Raw genomic sequence first — 16,748 nt, 5'->3', positions numbered from 1 at the left:
TCATGGACTTCGGACTCGTTCTCCAGACCGACCCGCCCGCGTCCGCCGTCGTCGATCTGATGCGGCGCGCCGAGCGCGCCGGCTTCCGCTACGGCTGGACCTTCGACTCGGCGGTGCTCTGGCAGGAGCCCTTCGTCATCCACAGCCGGATTCTGGAGCACACCGAGCACCTCGTCGTCGGGCCGATGGTGACCAATCCGTCCACCCGTACCTGGGAGGTCACCGCCTCCACCTTCGCCACCCTCAACGACATGTACGGCAACCGCACCGTCTGCGGCATCGGGCGCGGCGACTCCGCGGTGCGGGTCGCCGGGCGGCGGCCGAACACCCTCGCCCGGCTCTCCGACGCGATGCGGGTCATCCGCGATCTCGCCGAGGGGCGCGAGACCCTCCTCGACGGGAAGCCGCTGCGGCTGCCGTGGGTGCGCGACGGACGGCTCCCGGTGTGGATGGCGGCGTACGGGCCCAGGGCACTGGCCCTCGCGGGCCGGGAGGCCGACGGGCTGATCCTCCAGCTCGCCGATCCGTATCTCACCGAGTCGATGATCACGGCCGTGCGCACCGCCGCGTCCGACGCGGGCCGCGACCCGGCCGCCCTCACCATCTGTGTGGCCGCGCCCGCCTATGTCGGCGACGACCTCGCCCACGCGCGCGACCAGTGCCGCTGGTTCGGCGGGATGGTCGGCAACCACGTCGCCGATCTGGTCGCCCGGTACGGCGAGCACTCCGGCGCGGTGCCCGAGGCCCTCACCTCGTACATCAGCGCCCGTGAGGGATACGACTACAGCCACCACGGCCGCGCCGGGAACCCGTCCGCCGATTTCGTCCCCGACGAGATCGTCGACCGCTTCTGTCTGCTGGGCCCGGCCGGGGCGCACATCGAGAGGCTCCGGCACCTGCGCGGCCTCGGGGTCGACCAGTTCGCCCTGTACGACATGCACGACGCCCGGGAAGCGACCATCGACGCGTACGGCTCCGACATCATTCCGGCGTTCCGCTGACACCGGCCGGCGGCACGGGTGCGCGGCCCGCCGCCGGACCCGTGACCGGGCGGCGGGGCGCGGGTGCCGTACCGGCCATCGCGGGGCGGGGATCGGACAGGGGCCTGCGCCGGGCCGCCCCGCCCCCGTATCCTCATCCGTAGCCAGCGGCACACCCCCCACACCCAGTTGCGTGCTGGCGCGCGGGCACCCCCATGGTCACTCCGCCCGAGCAGCCGGGTGACTCGCCACTCGCCGCCTCCAGGAGGCTCACGGTGAACATTCCCATCAGAAGCTCGGCGATCATCGGCACCCTCTGTCTCGTCGCGTCCCTCGCCCTGGCCAAGGCGTCCGCCGACGAGCCCGCCGCCGCGCGTCAGCCGGCGAAGGTCCAGCTCACCCAGGTGGCCACGGCCAAGAACCCCATCGCCGGTGCCGCCGGCCCAGGCGGCACCGTCTGGATAGCCGAACGCGCGGGCACCGTACGGGTCCTGGACGACCGAGGGCTCGGCGCGCCGGTCCTCGACATATCCCGGGAGACCACGACCGACGGCGAACGCGGGCTGCTGGGCATCGCGTTCGACCGGACGTTCAAGCACTTCTACATCTCGTTCACCGACCTCGAAGGCACCAGCACCATCGACGAGTTCGCCGTGAAGCGCGGCCGGATTCAGCCGGAGACCCGGCGCACCGTCCTCACCCAGACACAGCCGTACGCGAACCACAACGGCGGCGACCTCAGGTTCGGCCCCGACGGCTATCTCTACATCGCCTTCGGGGACGGCGGCGCGGGCGGCGATCCGCACGGCTACGGACAGAGGCTCGACACCCTGCTCGGCAAGATCGTGCGGATCGACCCGGCCGGCGCCAGGCCGTACGCGATCCCGCCGGGCAACCCGTACGCCGACGACCCGGCGGCGAGGGACGAGATCTGGTCCTACGGGCTGCGCAACCCGTGGCGGTTCTCCTTCGACGCGGGCACGGGCGACCTGCTGATCGGCGATGTCGGCCAGAACGACTGGGAGGAGATCGACTGGGCCCCCGCGGACAGCGAGGGCGGCGAGAACTACGGCTGGTCCCGGATGGAGGGCAACCACCCCTTCCGCGGCGGCACCGAGCCCGCCGACCATGTGCGGCCGGTCCACGAGTACGACCGCAACGGACTGGGGTGCGCGGTGACCGGCGGATACGTCTACCGGGGCAGCGAGATCCCCGCCCTCAGGGGGCAGTATCTGTTCAGCGACTACTGCGACGGAACCGTCCGCGCGCTGCGGATGCGGAACGGCGTGGTGACCGGCCAGAGCGACCTCGGAGTCAACGGCGGCGAGGTCATCTCGTTCGTCCAGGACGGCGACCGCGAGCTGTATGTGCTCGCCATCGGCGGCGCCATCTCCCGTATCGATCCCGCGTAGCACCGCTCACCACCGGGAGATCCCGGCCGGACGGCCACCGTCCGGCCGGGATCGTCCAGGGCCCGCGCGCGGCGCCCACAGCCGCCGCACCCCCGGCTCCCGCCGGGGCCGGCGGCGAACGGGCCTACGGGACCCGCGCGGTCCACTCCGGCGTACCGAACTTGCTCCGCACCAGCTCCCGCGCCCGGCTCAGCTCCTCGTCGGAGATCCGCCCCTCCGTGAGCCCGTACCGGGCCCGGAAGGAGTCGATCATCCGCTCGATGACCGCCTCGCGCGGCAGCCCGGTCTGCCGCCGCAGCGGGTCCACCCGCTTCTTCGCACTCCGGGTGCCCTTGTCGGAGAGCTTCTCCCGGCCGATCCGGAGCACCTCCAGCATCTTGTCGGCGTCGATGTCGTACGCCATCGTCACGTGATGCAGCACGGCACCCCGGCCGCTGCCCACCACCCGCTTCTGCGCCGCGCCCGCGATCTTCCCGGCGTCCGTGGCGATGTCGTTCAGCGGCTGGTACCAGGCCTTGACGCCCATGTCGCCGAGAGCGCCGAGCACCCAGTCGTCCAGATAGGCGTAGCTGTCGGCGAACGAGAGCCCCGAGACCAGCGCGTCCGGCACGGAGAGCGAGTACGTGATGGTGTTGCCGGGCTCGATGAACATCGCCCCGCCGCCGCTGATCCGGCGGACCACACTGATCCCGTGCCGCTCGGCGGCCTCCGGGTCCACCTCGTTGCCCAGCGACTGGAAGCTGCCGATGACCACGGCGGGCGCGCCCCACTCCCACACCCGCAGAGTCGGCGGGCGCAGCCCCGCGGCGACCTCGGCGGTGATGACCTCGTCCAGCGCCATGTGGAGTTCGGGCGGCTGCGGGGGCTCGTGGACCAGCTGCCAGTCGTAGTCCGTCCAGTCCGTGGCGTGCGCCAGCGCCCGCCGCACGGCCACCCCGACGCCCTCCGAGGTCAGCCCGAACATCTCGGTGCCGGGCGGCAGCGCCGCGTCGATACGGGCCGCGAGCCCGGCGGCGCCGGTGTCCGCCGGAGCGCCCTCCAGCGCGCCGTCGATCGCCTCGATCGCCTCGTCGGGCTCCAGGAAGAAGTCCCCGGCGACCCGCACATTCCGCAGCGCGCCGTCCTCCGTGTCGAGATCGACGACCACGAGCTTGCCGCCCGGGACCTTGTACTCGCCGTGCATCCTTCAGCCTCCGGATCGACCTGCCGCGCACCCGCGCCGGACAGCCAGATCGTACTCCCGGGCGGCGCCGCTCCCCGGGCGGCGGCCGGTGGGGGAGCGGGCGCGCGGTGACGGGGGGAGGAACGCGGGGTGACGTCCCGGGGGAGGACCCGGTACGGGAAAGACGCAGGTCCGTGCTTAGCTGGTCGTATGATCGATGACTTTCTCGCCGGGGACCTGTCCGCTGTCGAAGAGGCGGTCCGCAAGGCCGCCGCCGCCGAGATCATGCCGCGCTACCGGCAGCTCGCCGTGCACGAGATCGTGCAGAAGAGCGGGCCGCACGACCTGGTGACCGCCGCCGACCGGCTCGCCGAGGAGAACCTCACCGCCGCCCTCACCGCGCTGCTGCCCGGATCGGTCGTGGTCGGTGAGGAGGCCGTGCACGCGGACCCGGCGGTGTACGGGGCGCTGGGCGGCGAGGCGCCGGTGTGGATCGTGGACCCGGTCGACGGCACCCGCCAGTTCGTCCGGGGCGAGACCGGGTTCTGCACCCTGGTGGCGCTCGCGGTACGGGGTGAGGTGCTGGCCTCCTGGACCTTCGCGCCGGTGCTCGACCAGATGGCGACGGCCGTCCGGGGCGAGGGCGCCTGGCTCGACGGGCAGCGGCTGTGGTCGGGCCCGCCGGAGCCCGGGAAGGTGCTGGACGTGGCCATGTCCCACCCGGACTTCACCACCGACGACCAGAAGCGCGCCCTGCTCGGCCTCGGTGTCGAGGGCGTGCGCGCCCGGCCGTGCGGTTCGGCGGGTCTGGAGTACCTCGCGATAGCCCGGGGCTCCCTGGACGCGGTCGCCTTCTCCTGGGAGAGCGCCTGGGACCACGCGGCCGGACTGCTGCTGGTGACCGAGGCGGGCGGGGCCCATCTGACCCTCTCCGGAGAACCGTTCCGCATCGGCGACGGGAACGCGATGCCGTTCACCGCCGCCCGCACCCCCGCGACCGCCGAACGCGTCCGCTCCCTGCTGACCCCCGCCTAGGTCGTCTCTTTCGGATCGTGCCGGGCTCGCGCGCCCCGGCACCGCGCCTCGCCGCGTTGTCGTCGGTCGCCGACGCTCCGCGTGGGCTCCCTCCTCCGCCTTGCGATCCACGGCACCGGACCCCGCTCACCGATCCGGCCCGATCCGAAAGAAACTCCCCAGGCCGTCTCTTTCGGATCAGGCCGGCCCGCGCGGCCCGGTCTCGCCCGGCCCCGGCCCGCGCCGCCCCGGCGGGGCCGGGCCCGCGACGGCGGTGGGCCGGAATATCCTGGGGGCGTCCGTCCGCCGTCTGACAGAGGAGTCCCTCAGTGACGCCGATGCTCGATGCCGTCGTCGTGGGCGCGGGTCCCAATGGGCTGACGGCCGCGGTCGAACTCGCCCGCCGGGGACTCTCCGTCCAGGTCTTCGAGGCCAAGGAGACCGTCGGCGGCGGCGCCCGGACCGAGGAGCTGACCCTCCCCGGCTTCCGGCACGACCCCTGCTCCGCCGTGCACCCGCTGGGCATCGGCTCCCCGGCGTTCCGCCGGATGCCGCTCGACCGGTACGGACTGCGGTGGCTCCAGCCCGAGCTGCCCATGGCGCACCCCTTCGACGACGGCACGGCCGCCGTGCTCTCCCGCTCGGTCGCCGAGACCGCCGCCTCCCTCGGCCCCCGCGACGCGGGCACCTACCGCCGGCTGCTCGCCCCCCACCTCGGCCACTGGGACACCCTGGTCCAGGACTTCATGTCGCTGCCCCTCACCGCGCTGCCCCGGGACCCGGTGGGCCTCGCCCGGTTCGGCGCCGTCGGGCTCCAGCCGTACAGCTGGCTGATGCGCCGCTTCCACGACGACCGGGCGCGCGCCATGATGGCCGGTCTCGTCGCCCATGTCATCGCCCCGCTCACCGGCGTCGCGACCAGCGGGGTCGGACTGCTCTTCGCGCTCGCCGCCCATGAGAACGGCTGGCCGGTGCCGCGCGGCGGCTCCCAGGCGATCCCGGACGCGCTCACCGCGTATCTGCGGGACCTCGGCGGCACGGTCCACACCGGTTACGAGGTCCGGCGGCTGGACGATCTGCCGCCCGCCCGCGCCTATCTCTTCGACACCTCGCCCACCGCCCTCGCCCGTATCGCCGGTCTGGGCCGCGCCTACGAGCACTACCGGTACGGCGCCGCCGCCTTCAAGATCGACTACGCGCTGGACGGCCCGGTCCCCTGGACGGCGGAGGCACCCCGCCGGGCCGGCACCGTCCAGATCGGCCCCTCCAGCGGGGAGATCGCCACCGCGCTCGGCCAGGCGACCGGCGGCACCGCCCCGGACACCCCCTTCCTGATCACCGCCCAGCCCAGCCTGGTCGACCCCTCGCGCGCGCCCGAGGGCAAGCACGTCTTCTGGGCCTACGGCCATGTCCCCAACGGGTGGGACGGCGATCTCACCGAGGCGGTCGAGCGGCAGATCGAGCGGTTCGCCCCCGGCTTCCGGGACCGGGTCCTCGCCCGGGCGACCGCAGGCCCCCCGCAGCTCGCCGCCCGCAACGCCAACTACGTCGGCGGCGACATCGCCTGCGGGGCGGCCTCCGGCCTCCAGCTGCTGCTGCGCCCCACGGTCTCGCTCTTCCCCCACCGCACCCGCCACCCCTCCGTCTTCCTCTGCTCGTCCGCCGCCTGGCCCGGCCCCGGAGTGCACGGGATGTCCGGGCACAACGCGGCCAAGGCCGTCTGGCGGGCGCTCGGGCGAGCCGGGACGAGGTGAGCGGCCGGGGGCGGGCCGGTGGGGGACCCGCCCTACGACCAGGCCCCGGCCCGGGCCGCGCGCTCGGCGAACGTCTCGAACGCGATCGGGTCACGGCCCAGCAGTTCGCGCACCCCGTCGACGGGCCGGGAGATGAGCCCGGACCGCACGGCGGTGAAGAGCGCGTTCATCCCCTCCGCGACCTCGGGCGGCGCGCCCTGCTCCAGCAGCTCCGCCGTGTACTCCTCGGGGGTCAGCTCCTCGTAGACCATGGGCCGGCCCGAGGCCCGCGCCATGATGTCGACGGCCTCGCCGAAGGAGAGCCCGCGCGGCCCCGACAGCTCGTAGGCCCGCCCGTCGTGCTCGCCGCCCTCCGCCGTGAGCAGCAGCGCCGCCACCGCGGCCACGTCGTCGACATCCACGAACGGCTCGGGCGCGGCCCCGGTGGCGCCCGCGGGCAGCGCGAGCCGGCCGGCGCGCAGCGGCTCCCGCCAGATGTACTCGTCGAAGTTCTGGTTGAAGTTGTTGGGCCGGATCACCGTCCAGGCGGCCCCCGACTCCCGGACCGCGCGCTCTCCCTCCAGCATGTCCGCGCCGAAGTCCCCGGGCGCATGCTCCAGGCCGCGGCCGGAGAGCGCCACGAAACGGGAGACACCGGCCGCCGCGGCCTGCTTCACCAGCGCGTCCACCGGGCTCGGGTCCTCCGGGGCCACCAGGAACAGGGCGGACGCCCCGTCCACCGCCGCCGCCCAGGTCTCCGGCCGCCCCCAGTCGAAGGTCACCTCTCCGGAACGGGACGCGGCCCGCACCTTCCGTCCCTCGGCGCGCAGCAGCCCCACCACACGCCGTCCGGTCTTGCCCGTCGCTCCCAGAACCAGAATCTCATCGGTAGTCATGTGCCCAGCCTGCCCCCGCGGGCGCCCATGGTCCATAAGGCCGGGTCCGCGGTCCATGTGTGTGCGTACGGTGGGTGGATGCATCCTTTCGACGACCTGCTGCGGGGCGTGCGCGCCCATGGCGCTCTGCTCAGCTGTTCCGTCTTCACCTCGCCGGAGGCGCTCCGGCTGGGGGAGGGGGCCTCCCTGACCCTGTGTGTGCCGCTGCGCGGTGATGTCTGGATCGAACAGGGCTCCGACCGGCGGCTGGTGCGCACGGGCGCGGTGGCGGTCCTGCGCGGGCCGGAGCGGATCACCGCGTCCGACGCGGCGGAACTCCCCTCGGAGACGGCGCTGATGGTCGGGGTGTACCGGCTGCACGGCGAGGTGGCGCACCGGCTGCTGCGGGTCCTGCCGCGCTATCTGCTGGTCTGTGAGGAGTACGATTGGACCTCGACGCGCGACTATCTGGAGGCCCAGCTCCACACCTCGGGCCCGATGCCCCAGGTCGTCCTGGACCGGCTGCTGGACTGGCTGCTGGTGTGCACGCTGCGGGAGTGGTTCGACCGGCCCGACACCGAGCCCCCGGCCTGGTTCCGCGCGCTCGGCGACGAGGTGGTGGGACCGGCGCTCCGGGCGATGCACGAGTCGCCCGCCACGGGCTGGACCCTGGCCGCGCTGGCGGCCGAGGCGGGGGTGTCCCGGACCACGTTCGCCAAGCGGTTCCCCGAGGTCGTGGGGGAGTCGCCGATGTCCTATCTGACGGGGTGGCGGATGGCGCTCGCCGCCGACCTGCTGGCGGAGACCCCGGCGACGGTCGCCTCGATCGCCCGCCGCGTGGGCTACGCCGACGCCTTCGGTTTCAGCGCCGCGTTCAAGCGGGCCAAGGGGGTCAGCCCCAGCGCCTTCCGCGCGAGCGCGGCCCCCGAGCCCGCCGCCGTGGGCTGAGACGGCCCGGCGGGGCTCCCGGCCCCGCCACCCGCCGGCACCCCGCCACCCGCCGGCACCCCGGACCCGGACCCCGACCCGCCCGCACCCCCGACCCGGACCCGCCCGCACCGGCACACACGCGCACCCGGACCGACCCCGCCCCCGTGCGCCCCGGCCCCGCCGCCCCCGGGGGCCGGCCCCGCCCTCCCGGGCCCCCGTGCGCACCCCCTGGCGCCCCCGGATCGCTCTCAGACCAGCCGGCGTATCTCCCCGCGCACCCGGTAGAACCCGCCCGGCGACGGATGCAGGGCGTCCACCACATAGCGGGCGCCCGGCTGCCGGATGCCGCGCGGGAACTGCACGTTCCACGAGGGCTCGAAGCCCTCGCTCACCACATGGACCCGCATCCTGCCGCCCTGCTGGACGCACTCCACCACCACCCCGCCCGCCGGGGCGCTCACCACCGTCGTCACCTGGGCCACCGAGGCGGCCGGGGTGTAGGTGGGCAGCGCCGCGGCCGACTTGATGTCCCGGGCGACCGGGACCGTGCCCTGCTGGGCGGCGGCGATGGCCGCGTCGCTCGCGTCCACACAGACCAGCGAGCCGTCGGTGGTCACCATGTACAGCCGCTCGTCCAGATACTGCATGGACAGCGCGGAACCGCCGCCCGTGCTCAGCTTCCACAGCCGGGTGCCCGACGCGTCGAAGCAGTACACCGAGGAGGAGGAGTCACCGGCGAAGACATAGGAGCCGTCCGGCGAGGTCGCGCACGAGTAGACAGCGGTGTCGCAGCGGAAGGCCGCCTCCACCCTCCCCGTCCTCTTCGACAGCCGCTGCACCACATGGCGGCCGGTGCCCGCGTAGACCGCGTCGTCCTCCTGCCAGCCGAAGAGCACCGCCCCCTGTGTGGGGGTGTGCCACAGCTCCCCGCTGCCATCGGTCGCGTAGGCCGTCACACCCTTCTGGTGGCCGTGGTAGACCGCCCGCTCGTCCGCCCGCACCATCCAGGCGTGCCCGCCGGCGGACTTGCGCGCCCACTGGTACTCGTCCTCGTGGTCGATGACCGTCAGCCCGCCCTGGGCGTCCGAGACATGGAGCACACCCTCCCGGATGTCCAGCCAGAAGATGTCCACGTCGTCCGCGATGCCGTAGGCCGCGAAGGGGAGCTTCGACGACAGGTCGTACACCGTGCCGTCGTCGCAGCCCGCGTAGATCCAGAAGTCGTCGGCGACCAGGCACTTGACACCGTCGGGGAGGGAGTAGCGCGCCAGCACCTCGCCGCTGTGACTGAGCGTGTAGACATCGCCCGACTGGTTTCCGACCCAGCAGCGGTCCTCGTCGATGTGGATGCCGAAGGCCGCGGCCCCCGTGCGGAAGCGCCAGAGCACCGGTGCCACCGACCGGGCCGTGGAGGGCGCCGAGGTCACCTGGCGGCGGGTCACCGGGCGGGCGGCCCGCTGGCCGCGCACCGCCGGGGCGTATCCCTTGCGGACCTTCTCACCGATCTTCTTCGCCGCCGCGGCCCGCGCCTTCTCCGCCGTGGGGAAGGAGGAGACCTGGGTCTGGCCGGCCGCGCCGATCCGTCCGTAACGCACCGAGACGACGGTGTCCTCGACAGTCACCTCGTAGAACTTGTGCGCTCCTTCGCCGTCCTGCGACAGCTCCAGATACGTCGTGGCACGTGACATGGCAGACCCCTCCCCGGGACGGAACCGGCGGTCCTTTTCCGCCGGTTCCCACTGCCGAGAACGTTAAGGGCGACCACTGACAGTGCCCCGGTCCGGGGCTGTCCGCTCAGCTCCAGGGGTTGGTCGGCTGGTCGTTGATGGCCGTCCAGAAGCGGGTGCCCAGCGGCACATCGCCGTTCGCGTAGTAGCTCCAGCCGCCGGAGTACTGGAGGTTCGGTCCGTACCGGCCGTCGTGGAACTCGGCCATCCGCCAGCCGGCGCCCAGGCTGTTCGCGCAGACCTGGTCCGCCAGGGCGCGGCTGGTCAGCCGGTTGCCCCGGACGGGGCTGGTGGCCGCCACGCTGCCGCGCGCCCAGCCCGCGTAGAAGTCGGGGGTGAGACCCGCGGGAACGGGGCTCCCGTCGATCCTGAGACAGAGCAGCGGGAGGGAGGCGGTCGTCGGGGTGTCGCCCACATAGGGGTTGCTCAGCGGGCCCCCGCCGACCCGGACCGTGCCGCCGGGACCGTCGCCGAGCAGGGTCCAGGTCATCGCCGAGGCGGCGGCCGGGGCGGGCGGGGCGGCGGCGGTGGCCGGGGCCACCGTGGTCGCCATGGCCGCCAGGACGGCGGCACCGAGAGCCAGACCTGATGTGATCCTGCGCAAGAGGTTCTCCTCACTCGCGTGACACATACGGGATGGTGCTCTGACGTTCATGGATTCTTCACGTTCTCCATGGAATCCCCATAGGAGAGAACCGGACAGCATGACCCCTCGAACACCCGCACCCTGATTCCGGGGCGGCCCTGGCAGCGCGAGGGCCATGTCGTTTTTCCGCCAGCATCGACTCCCGTGGTGCCGGATGATTGAGCTATGCACACCGAGACCGAGCGCTGTGTCCGCGCCGTTCAGTCGAAGGACGCCCGATTCGACGGCTGGTTCTTCACCGCCGTACTCACCACACGCATCTACTGCCGCCCCAGCTGTCCGGTCGTGCCTCCCAAACCCGAGAACATGACGTTCTACCCGAGCGCCGCCGCGTGTCAGCAGGCCGGATTCCGCGCGTGCAAGCGCTGCCGGCCCGACACCAGCCCCGGATCGCCCGAGTGGAACGCCCGCGCGGACGCCGTGGCCCGCGCCATGCGCCTGATCGGGGACGGTGTCGTGGACCGCGAGGGCGTCACGGGCCTCGCCGCCCGGCTCGGCTACTCCACCCGCCAGCTCGAACGCCAGCTCCGCGCCGAACTGGGCGCCGGCCCGCTCGCCCTCGCCCGCGCCCAGCGCGCCCAGACCGCCCGGCTCCTCATCGAGACCACCGGACTGCCGATGGCGGAGATCGCCTTCGCCGCCGGGTTCTCCTCCGTCCGCACCTTCAACGACACCGTCCGCGAGGTCTTCGCGCTCTCCCCCGGCGAACTGCGCGCCCGGGCCGCGCGCGGCACCCCCCGCACCGCCGAGGTGCCGCCCGCGCCCGGCGTCATCGCGCTCCGGCTGCCGTACCGCGAACCGCTCACCCCCGGCAATCTCTTCGGCCACCTCGCCGCCACCGGCGTCCCCGGAGTCGAGGAGTGGCGCGACGGCGCGTACCGGCGCACCCTGCGCCTCCCCTACGGGCACGGCGTCGCCGCCCTCACCCCCGCGCCGGGCCATATCGGCTGCCGGCTCGCCCTCACCGACCTCCGCGATCTGACCATCGCCATCACCCTCTGCCGCCGGCTGCTCGACCTGGACGCCGACCCCGTCGCCATCGACGGCCGGCTGCGCACCGACCCCGCTCTGGCGCCGCTGGTCGACGCGGCCCCCGGCCGCCGGGTGCCGCGCACCGTGGACGCGGCCGAGTTCGCGGTACGGGCGGTGCTCGGCCAGCAGGTCTCCACCGCCGCCGCCCGCACCCACGCCGCCCGGCTGGTCACCGCCCACGGCGAGCGGGTCGACGACCCCGGGGGCGGACTCACCCACCTCTTCCCCTCGTCCACGGCCCTGGCCGCGCTGGACCCCGGCACCCTCGCCCTGCCGCGCAGCCGCCGCACCACCCTGACCACCCTGGTCGCCGCGCTCGCCGACGGCTCGCTGCGGCTCGGCACCGACAGCGACTGGGACGAGGCCCGCGCCCGGCTCGGCGCCCTGCCCGGCTTCGGCCCCTGGACCGTCGAGGTGATCGCCATGCGCGCCCTCGGCGACCCCGACGCCTTCCTCCCCACCGACCTCGGCACGCGCCGCGCCGCGCGGAACCTCGGCCTCCCCGGGACCCCGGGCGCCCTCACCGCCCACGCGGCGGCCTGGCGGCCCTGGCGCGCCTACGCGGTCCAGTACCTCTGGGCCACCGACACCCACCCCATCAACAACCTCCCGGAATGAGGAAGCCCCCCATGACCAGGCAGCACACGGTCGTCGACAGCCCCTGCGGCGCGCTGACCCTCGTCGCGACCGACGGGGTCCTGAGCGGCCTGTACATGACCGACCAGCGCCACCGCCCCGGCGAGGAGACCTTCGGCGAGCGGGACGCCGGCCCCTTCGGAGAGACGATCCGGCAGCTCGACGCCTACTTCGCGCGCGAGCTGACCACCTTCGACGTGCCCCTGCGGCTCCAGGGCACGGAGTTCCAGCGCGGTGTGTGGGAGCGGCTGCTGGCCATCCCCTACGGCGAGACCCGCACCTACGGCGAACTCGCCGAGGAGCTGGGCCGGCCCACCGCCTCCCGCGCGGTGGGCCTCGCCAACGGCAGAAACCCCGTATCGATCATCGTCCCGTGTCACCGGGTCATCGGTTCGTCGGGAAGCCTCGTGGGGTACGGGGGAGGGCTGCCGCGCAAGCAGCGGCTGCTCGCCTTCGAAGCCGGGGCGCCGGGCGAACCGGCGGACGCGCTCTTCTGAGCCGCCCCCGGACCGTGCGGGCCGCGCCCGGGCATCCGGGTCACTTCACCGGCAGCCCCTCCACCAGCTCCACCGGGCCGGCCCCCGCCACCAGGGCGTCCACGGCGGAGAGCACCCGGTCCGCGACCGGCCCCGGGAGATGGGCGGCCAGCTCGTCCCGGGGCACCATCCGCCAGGCGAGCAGCTCCGACGCCTGGAGCCGGATCGAACCCAGCAGTCCCTCGTCCAGCACCCCGCCGTCGTACAGATAGGAGACCAGCGGGGGCCGCTCCGGCCCGCGCTCCCAGTCCACGGCCAGCAGCGCGCCCGGCGCCACGTCGAGACCGATCTCCTCCAGCGTCTCCCGGTGAGCCGCCTGTCTCGGCGTCTCCCCGAGATCCGACTCGACCGTCCCGCCGGGCAGCCCCCAGCCCTCCCGGTAATTCGGCTCCACCAGCAGGAAGCGGCCCTCGCGGTCCCGGAAGAGGGTGGCGGCGCCGGAGAGGACACGGGGGAGCGATGCGATGTACGCGGCGTAGTCCAAGGTCATTGCGGCAGCCTAGAGGCGGCCCACCGCCCGGCCAAGCACGTCGTGGGCGCGGGGAGTTGGCGGACGCCGCGCCCCGGGCCGGGACGCCCGGGGCGCCGTGGTCACCCGTCCGCCGTCACCACGCCCGCGATGAGGTTGGAACGGGTGTCGCCCGCGTCCACCTGGTCGAGGTACTGGGTGCACTCCGAGTCCACATAGAGACCCACCGGATAGATTCGGTTATTGATGACCGAACGCGCCCGGAAAGCCTCCTTGCACCCCGGCGTCGCGGTGAAATCAATGATGGTCGGCGTTCCCTGGAAATTGGCCCCCGGATAGAAGCAGACCCTGTTCGCCGGGCATGTCGTCGCGGGGGAGACCTCCGCCCGCGCGACACCGGTACCGAGAGTGGAGGCGACAACTGCCGAGACGGCGACGGCGGAGAGCGAGACCCTCCGCAGACCGCTGCGGAATGAAGACATTGACATCCCTCTTTTGATCGGCCGATCAGGAAGAACGTGAACCGCTCCATGGTCGGGCAGGGCGGAAAGGGTGTCCACCGCCACCACGGCGTGATAGCCGGGGCACGAGGACGTGAATGACGTGTCCTTTCCCGGCCCCGCGCCGGCGGCCGCGGGCCTAAGGTCCAGGGATGCGGATACGTGACGCGGACCCGGAGGAGGCCGCCGAGATCACCGGGCTCGTGCTCCGCTCCAAGTCCCACTGGGGCTACCCCGGCTCACTGCTCGCCGACTGGGCCCCGGAGCTGACGCTCACGCCGGAGCGGATCATTCCGCGCCGTGTCGTCGTCGCCGAGGACGACAGCGGGCTCCTCGGCACCGCCTGTCTCGACGGCACACCCCCCGAGGGCGCCATCGGACTCCTCTTCGTCGAGCCCACCGCCCTCCGGCGCGGGATCGGGCGGGCACTGTACGCACATGTGCTGGAGGCCGCCCGCGAGCGCGGGTTCGAGCGGGTGGGGATCGCGGCCGACCCGCACGCCGTGCCCTTCTACCGGGCCCTCGGTGCCCGCCCCGCCCCCCGGGAATCCGGCGCGGACCCCGCGGCGGAACCCGGCGGGCTGGTCCCGCTGGTGGCCGAACTCCGGCCCCGGGTGCCCTGGGCCCAGATCTGGACCGGCGGGCGGCGCGCGGTGCACCTCGGCAACGCGGCCGAGTTCCAGGCCCAGTTCGGGGGCGCCACGGAGCAGGCGCGGGAGGCGGCCTCGCACTACGCCTGCCTCGCCGTCTTCGCGAGTCCCCACCCCGCCGCCGTGGTGCTCCCGCGCGCCGTCCCGGACGGCTGGATCGCCCTGGTGGCGCGGCAGCTGCGCTGGGCCCAGGTGGAGGTCCACCGGGAGGGCGGCCCCGCGCTCGCCGCCCGGCTGCGCGCGCCCGGGCTGCCCCTGGTGCCCTGGGGCCACACCGCCGCCACGGGGGAACTCACCGGTCACCCCCTCCCGCCCGGCGCCCTGCGGTACGAGTCCAAGCGGGCGTCCCACTCCCTCTTCCGGCGGCTCGCCCCCGGGCACCCCGGGATCGCCGTCCCCGCCCGGTGGACCCCCGCCGGCCGCCGCGAGGCCGCCCGGCTGATCGCCGCCCGTGCCCGCGCCGGGCTCGCGACCGTGTGGAAGTCCGAGCACGGGGCGGGCGGCTCGGGCACCGGAATCCTCACCGGACGGGTCCGGGCCCGCTCGCTGCCCCGGGGGCCGCTGCTCCTGGAGGAGTACATCGCGGGCGACGGCACCCACCCCACGTACGACGGCATCGTCGACGCGCGGGGCGAGGTCCACGACGTCGGGGTCGCCGCCATGGAGATCGAGGGGACCGCCTACCGGGGCGCGACCGCCGGACCCGGGGCCGTGGCGCCGGAGCGGGCCGCGCACGCCCTGCGGTTCGGGCACGCGGTCGGGCGCGAGCTGGCCGCGAGCGGCTACCGGGGCTGGTACGACGTCGACTTCGTGACCGGCCCGGACGGGCGGCTCGCCCCGACCGAGACCAATCTCCGGCTCACCGGCCCCGCTGTCGCGTTCCTGGTCAAGCAGCGGCTCGACGAGACCCGGGGCGGCGACCACCTCGTCCGTGCGCTCGACCGGGTACCGCTCGGGGCGCGGCTGCCCGACGCCGAGCTGATGGCCCTGCTGCACCGGCTGACCGAGGCCTGCGCCGGGATCGACACGGTGCTGCTGCCGTCGATCCCGACCGCCGCCTACGAGCCCGACCCGTACATCGGTGTCGTACTCGCCGCGGCGACCCACCACCGGATCGACGCGGCCGATGCCCTCGTCCACACGGTCTGCCGGCGGCTCGGCCGGGTCTTCCGCTGACTCACCGGCCGCCAGGGGACCGCACGGCCGTCACCGCCGAGTCCCAGACGGCCCACACCGCCACCACCGCGGCCGCCGCCATCAGCGGCACATTGAAGGCGTACACCAGCGCGGCCTGCCGCTCCCAGTCCTGCTTCGCCGCCAGCCGGTAGAGATTGTCCTGCGGCCACCAGGCCACCAGCAGCCAGACGATCCCGAGGTACGCCGCCGTGGTCAGCCCCCGGGGCCGTCCCCGGCTCGGCATCAGCCGCCGGCCGCTCAGCAGGAACGACACACCGGCGGCGAAGGCCAGCGACTCCGCCGCGTACAGACCGCGGAAGAACCACGCCCACGGGTCCGGCACGATCGACAGATCGGTCGAACCGGGCCAGACGCTGTCCGTGAAGACATAGGACGCGATGGCGACCGGGAGGAAGACCACCATCGCCAGGACGATGCCGTTCTCCTCGGCGGAGAGGACCCCGGAGCCGCCCCACTTGCCGCCGCCGCCTGTCCCCGATCCGATGGGCCGCGACAGCGGCCGGACCAGCGCGCCCCGGTCCACCTTGCGGGATCTGTTGCGGGGCAGGGCCGTGACCTGGACGACGGTTCCCGGGATGTCGGACGCCGGTACGGCCCCGGTGAGGTGGGCGCGCACGGAGTCCGGGCCCGGCGCGCTCGCGCCGGCCGGCAGCACATAGGCGATCAGCTCCCCGTGGTCCTCCGCGACCACGCTCTCCCGGACCCCGGGGTGGGAGGCGAGCGCCGACTCGATCCGGTAGGTGTCGACGGTCCGCCCGCGCACCCTCACCCGGTCCGCCGCCCGGCCCCGGAACTCGACGGGCCCCTCGCCCTCGCGCCGGCCCAGATCCCCGGTGAACACGGCATCGCCCCCCTCCGGGGGCGTCAGCCGGACCCGGCCGCCCTTCTGTATCCGGATCTCGCAGCCCGGGAACGGCAGCCCCAGATAGGCGTGGCGCTCGGGCGCCGCGACCGGCCCCGGGAGCTGGCCCGTCTCGAACCAGGTGCCGCACCCGGCGACCTCGGCCGGGCCGTACACGCTGATCAGCCGGGCTCCCGGGGCGAGCAGCCGCTCCAGGCCGACCTGCTCGTCCAGGCGCAGCCGCTCGCCGCCCACCGCGAGCAGCCGCAGCGCCGGCGGCCGGGGAGCGCGGGTCAGCAGACCGGAGGCCGTCCCGGGGTCGGTGTCGGCGACGGTGTACGGCTCGCGGGGGGAGAGCACCAGCGCGGCGCCCGAGCACAGGGTGCGTATCCACCCCGCCGTGAACGC

At 74.1% G+C, this 16,748-nt stretch carries 15 protein-coding genes; 8 read left to right on the top strand and 7 right to left on the bottom strand.

Translation table 11 applies throughout. The features are described 5' to 3' along the window. Window positions 1-2 precede the first annotated feature (2 nt). Entirely contained in the window at window positions 3-1,001 is a 999-nt protein-coding gene (locus tag ABT122_RS23535) for a TIGR03842 family LLM class F420-dependent oxidoreductase (protein WP_351555687.1), read from the top strand. Window positions 1,002-1,255: 254 nt separating this feature from the next. Further along, complete coding sequence (locus tag ABT122_RS23530) at window positions 1,256-2,392, top strand: PQQ-dependent sugar dehydrogenase (RefSeq protein ID WP_351555591.1); 1,137 nt, start codon at window positions 1,256-1,258, stop codon at window positions 2,390-2,392. 124 nt (window positions 2,393-2,516) lie between these two features. On the opposite strand, the gene lplAB is transcribed toward ABT122_RS23530, so the two are convergent. After that, on the bottom strand, window positions 2,517-3,575 hold the full coding sequence (gene lplAB, locus ABT122_RS23525) for a lipoate-protein ligase LplAB (RefSeq protein WP_351555588.1): 1,059 nt from the start codon (window positions 3,573-3,575) through the stop codon (window positions 2,517-2,519). Window positions 3,576-3,764: 189 nt separating this feature from the next. Between lplAB and ABT122_RS23520 the strand changes: the two genes are divergently transcribed. Both ABT122_RS23520 and ABT122_RS23515 read left to right on the top strand, forming a co-directional pair. Next, on the top strand, window positions 3,765-4,589 hold the full coding sequence (locus ABT122_RS23520) for an inositol monophosphatase family protein (protein WP_351555585.1): 825 nt from the start codon (window positions 3,765-3,767) through the stop codon (window positions 4,587-4,589). 317 nt (window positions 4,590-4,906) lie between these two features. After that, the gene (locus tag ABT122_RS23515; RefSeq protein ID WP_451067434.1) at window positions 4,907-6,322 is read left to right on the top strand and encodes a phytoene desaturase family protein; all 1,416 of its coding nucleotides are present in this window, start codon (window positions 4,907-4,909) and stop codon (window positions 6,320-6,322) included. A gap of 32 nt (window positions 6,323-6,354) precedes the next feature. On the opposite strand, the gene ABT122_RS23510 is transcribed toward ABT122_RS23515, so the two are convergent. Then, window positions 6,355-7,197 carry an NmrA family NAD(P)-binding protein gene (locus ABT122_RS23510; protein WP_351555579.1) on the bottom strand — a complete coding sequence of 281 codons (843 nt, stop codon included), beginning with the start codon at window positions 7,195-7,197 and terminating at the stop codon, window positions 6,355-6,357. 78 nt (window positions 7,198-7,275) lie between these two features. Here ABT122_RS23510 and ABT122_RS23505 point away from each other — a divergent pair, with 78 nt between their 5' ends. Next, the gene (locus ABT122_RS23505) at window positions 7,276-8,124 is read left to right on the top strand and encodes a helix-turn-helix transcriptional regulator (RefSeq protein ID WP_351555576.1); all 849 of its coding nucleotides are present in this window, start codon (window positions 7,276-7,278) and stop codon (window positions 8,122-8,124) included. 230 nt (window positions 8,125-8,354) lie between these two features. Here ABT122_RS23505 and ABT122_RS23500 read toward each other — a convergent pair whose 3' ends face one another. After that, a complete protein-coding gene (locus ABT122_RS23500) occupies window positions 8,355-9,794 on the bottom strand; it encodes a WGR domain-containing protein (RefSeq protein WP_351555573.1) in 1,440 nt (479 codons plus the stop codon). Window positions 9,795-9,900: 106 nt separating this feature from the next. Beyond that, window positions 9,901-10,437 (bottom strand): hypothetical protein, encoded by a 537-nt coding sequence (locus tag ABT122_RS23495; protein ID WP_351555570.1) that lies wholly within the window; start codon window positions 10,435-10,437, stop codon window positions 9,901-9,903. A gap of 207 nt (window positions 10,438-10,644) precedes the next feature. Here ABT122_RS23495 and ABT122_RS23490 point away from each other — a divergent pair, with 207 nt between their 5' ends. Further along, window positions 10,645-12,129, top strand: a complete 1,485-nt coding sequence (locus ABT122_RS23490; RefSeq protein WP_351555567.1) for a DNA-3-methyladenine glycosylase 2 family protein — start codon at window positions 10,645-10,647, stop codon at window positions 12,127-12,129. A gap of 11 nt (window positions 12,130-12,140) precedes the next feature. Further along, on the top strand, window positions 12,141-12,644 hold the full coding sequence (locus ABT122_RS23485) for a methylated-DNA--[protein]-cysteine S-methyltransferase (protein WP_351555565.1): 504 nt from the start codon (window positions 12,141-12,143) through the stop codon (window positions 12,642-12,644). 40 nt (window positions 12,645-12,684) lie between these two features. Here the strand turns inward: ABT122_RS23485 and ABT122_RS23480 are convergent, their stop codons facing one another. Beyond that, window positions 12,685-13,173, bottom strand: a complete 489-nt coding sequence (locus ABT122_RS23480) for an NUDIX domain-containing protein (RefSeq protein WP_351555562.1) — start codon at window positions 13,171-13,173, stop codon at window positions 12,685-12,687. A 101-nt stretch (window positions 13,174-13,274) separates the two neighbouring features. Beyond that, window positions 13,275-13,634 (bottom strand): peptidase inhibitor family I36 protein, encoded by a 360-nt coding sequence (locus tag ABT122_RS23475; RefSeq protein ID WP_351555560.1) that lies wholly within the window; start codon window positions 13,632-13,634, stop codon window positions 13,275-13,277. A 170-nt stretch (window positions 13,635-13,804) separates the two neighbouring features. Here ABT122_RS23475 and ABT122_RS23470 point away from each other — a divergent pair, with 170 nt between their 5' ends. Further along, complete coding sequence (locus ABT122_RS23470; RefSeq protein WP_351555558.1) at window positions 13,805-15,478, top strand: GNAT family N-acetyltransferase; 1,674 nt, start codon at window positions 13,805-13,807, stop codon at window positions 15,476-15,478. Between the two features lies 1 nt (window position 15,479). Here the strand turns inward: ABT122_RS23470 and ABT122_RS23465 are convergent. After that, the coding region (locus ABT122_RS23465; protein ID WP_502976192.1) for an AMP-binding enzyme at window positions 15,480-16,748 on the bottom strand (1,269 nt) is incomplete at its 5' end.

This window comes from Streptomyces sp. NPDC001985 (genome assembly GCF_040296845.1).
GTDB lineage: Bacteria > Actinomycetota > Actinomycetes > Streptomycetales > Streptomycetaceae > Streptomyces.
The sequence above is the reverse complement of the archived record's forward strand: the minus strand, read 5'-3'. Positions and strand labels throughout refer to the sequence as shown.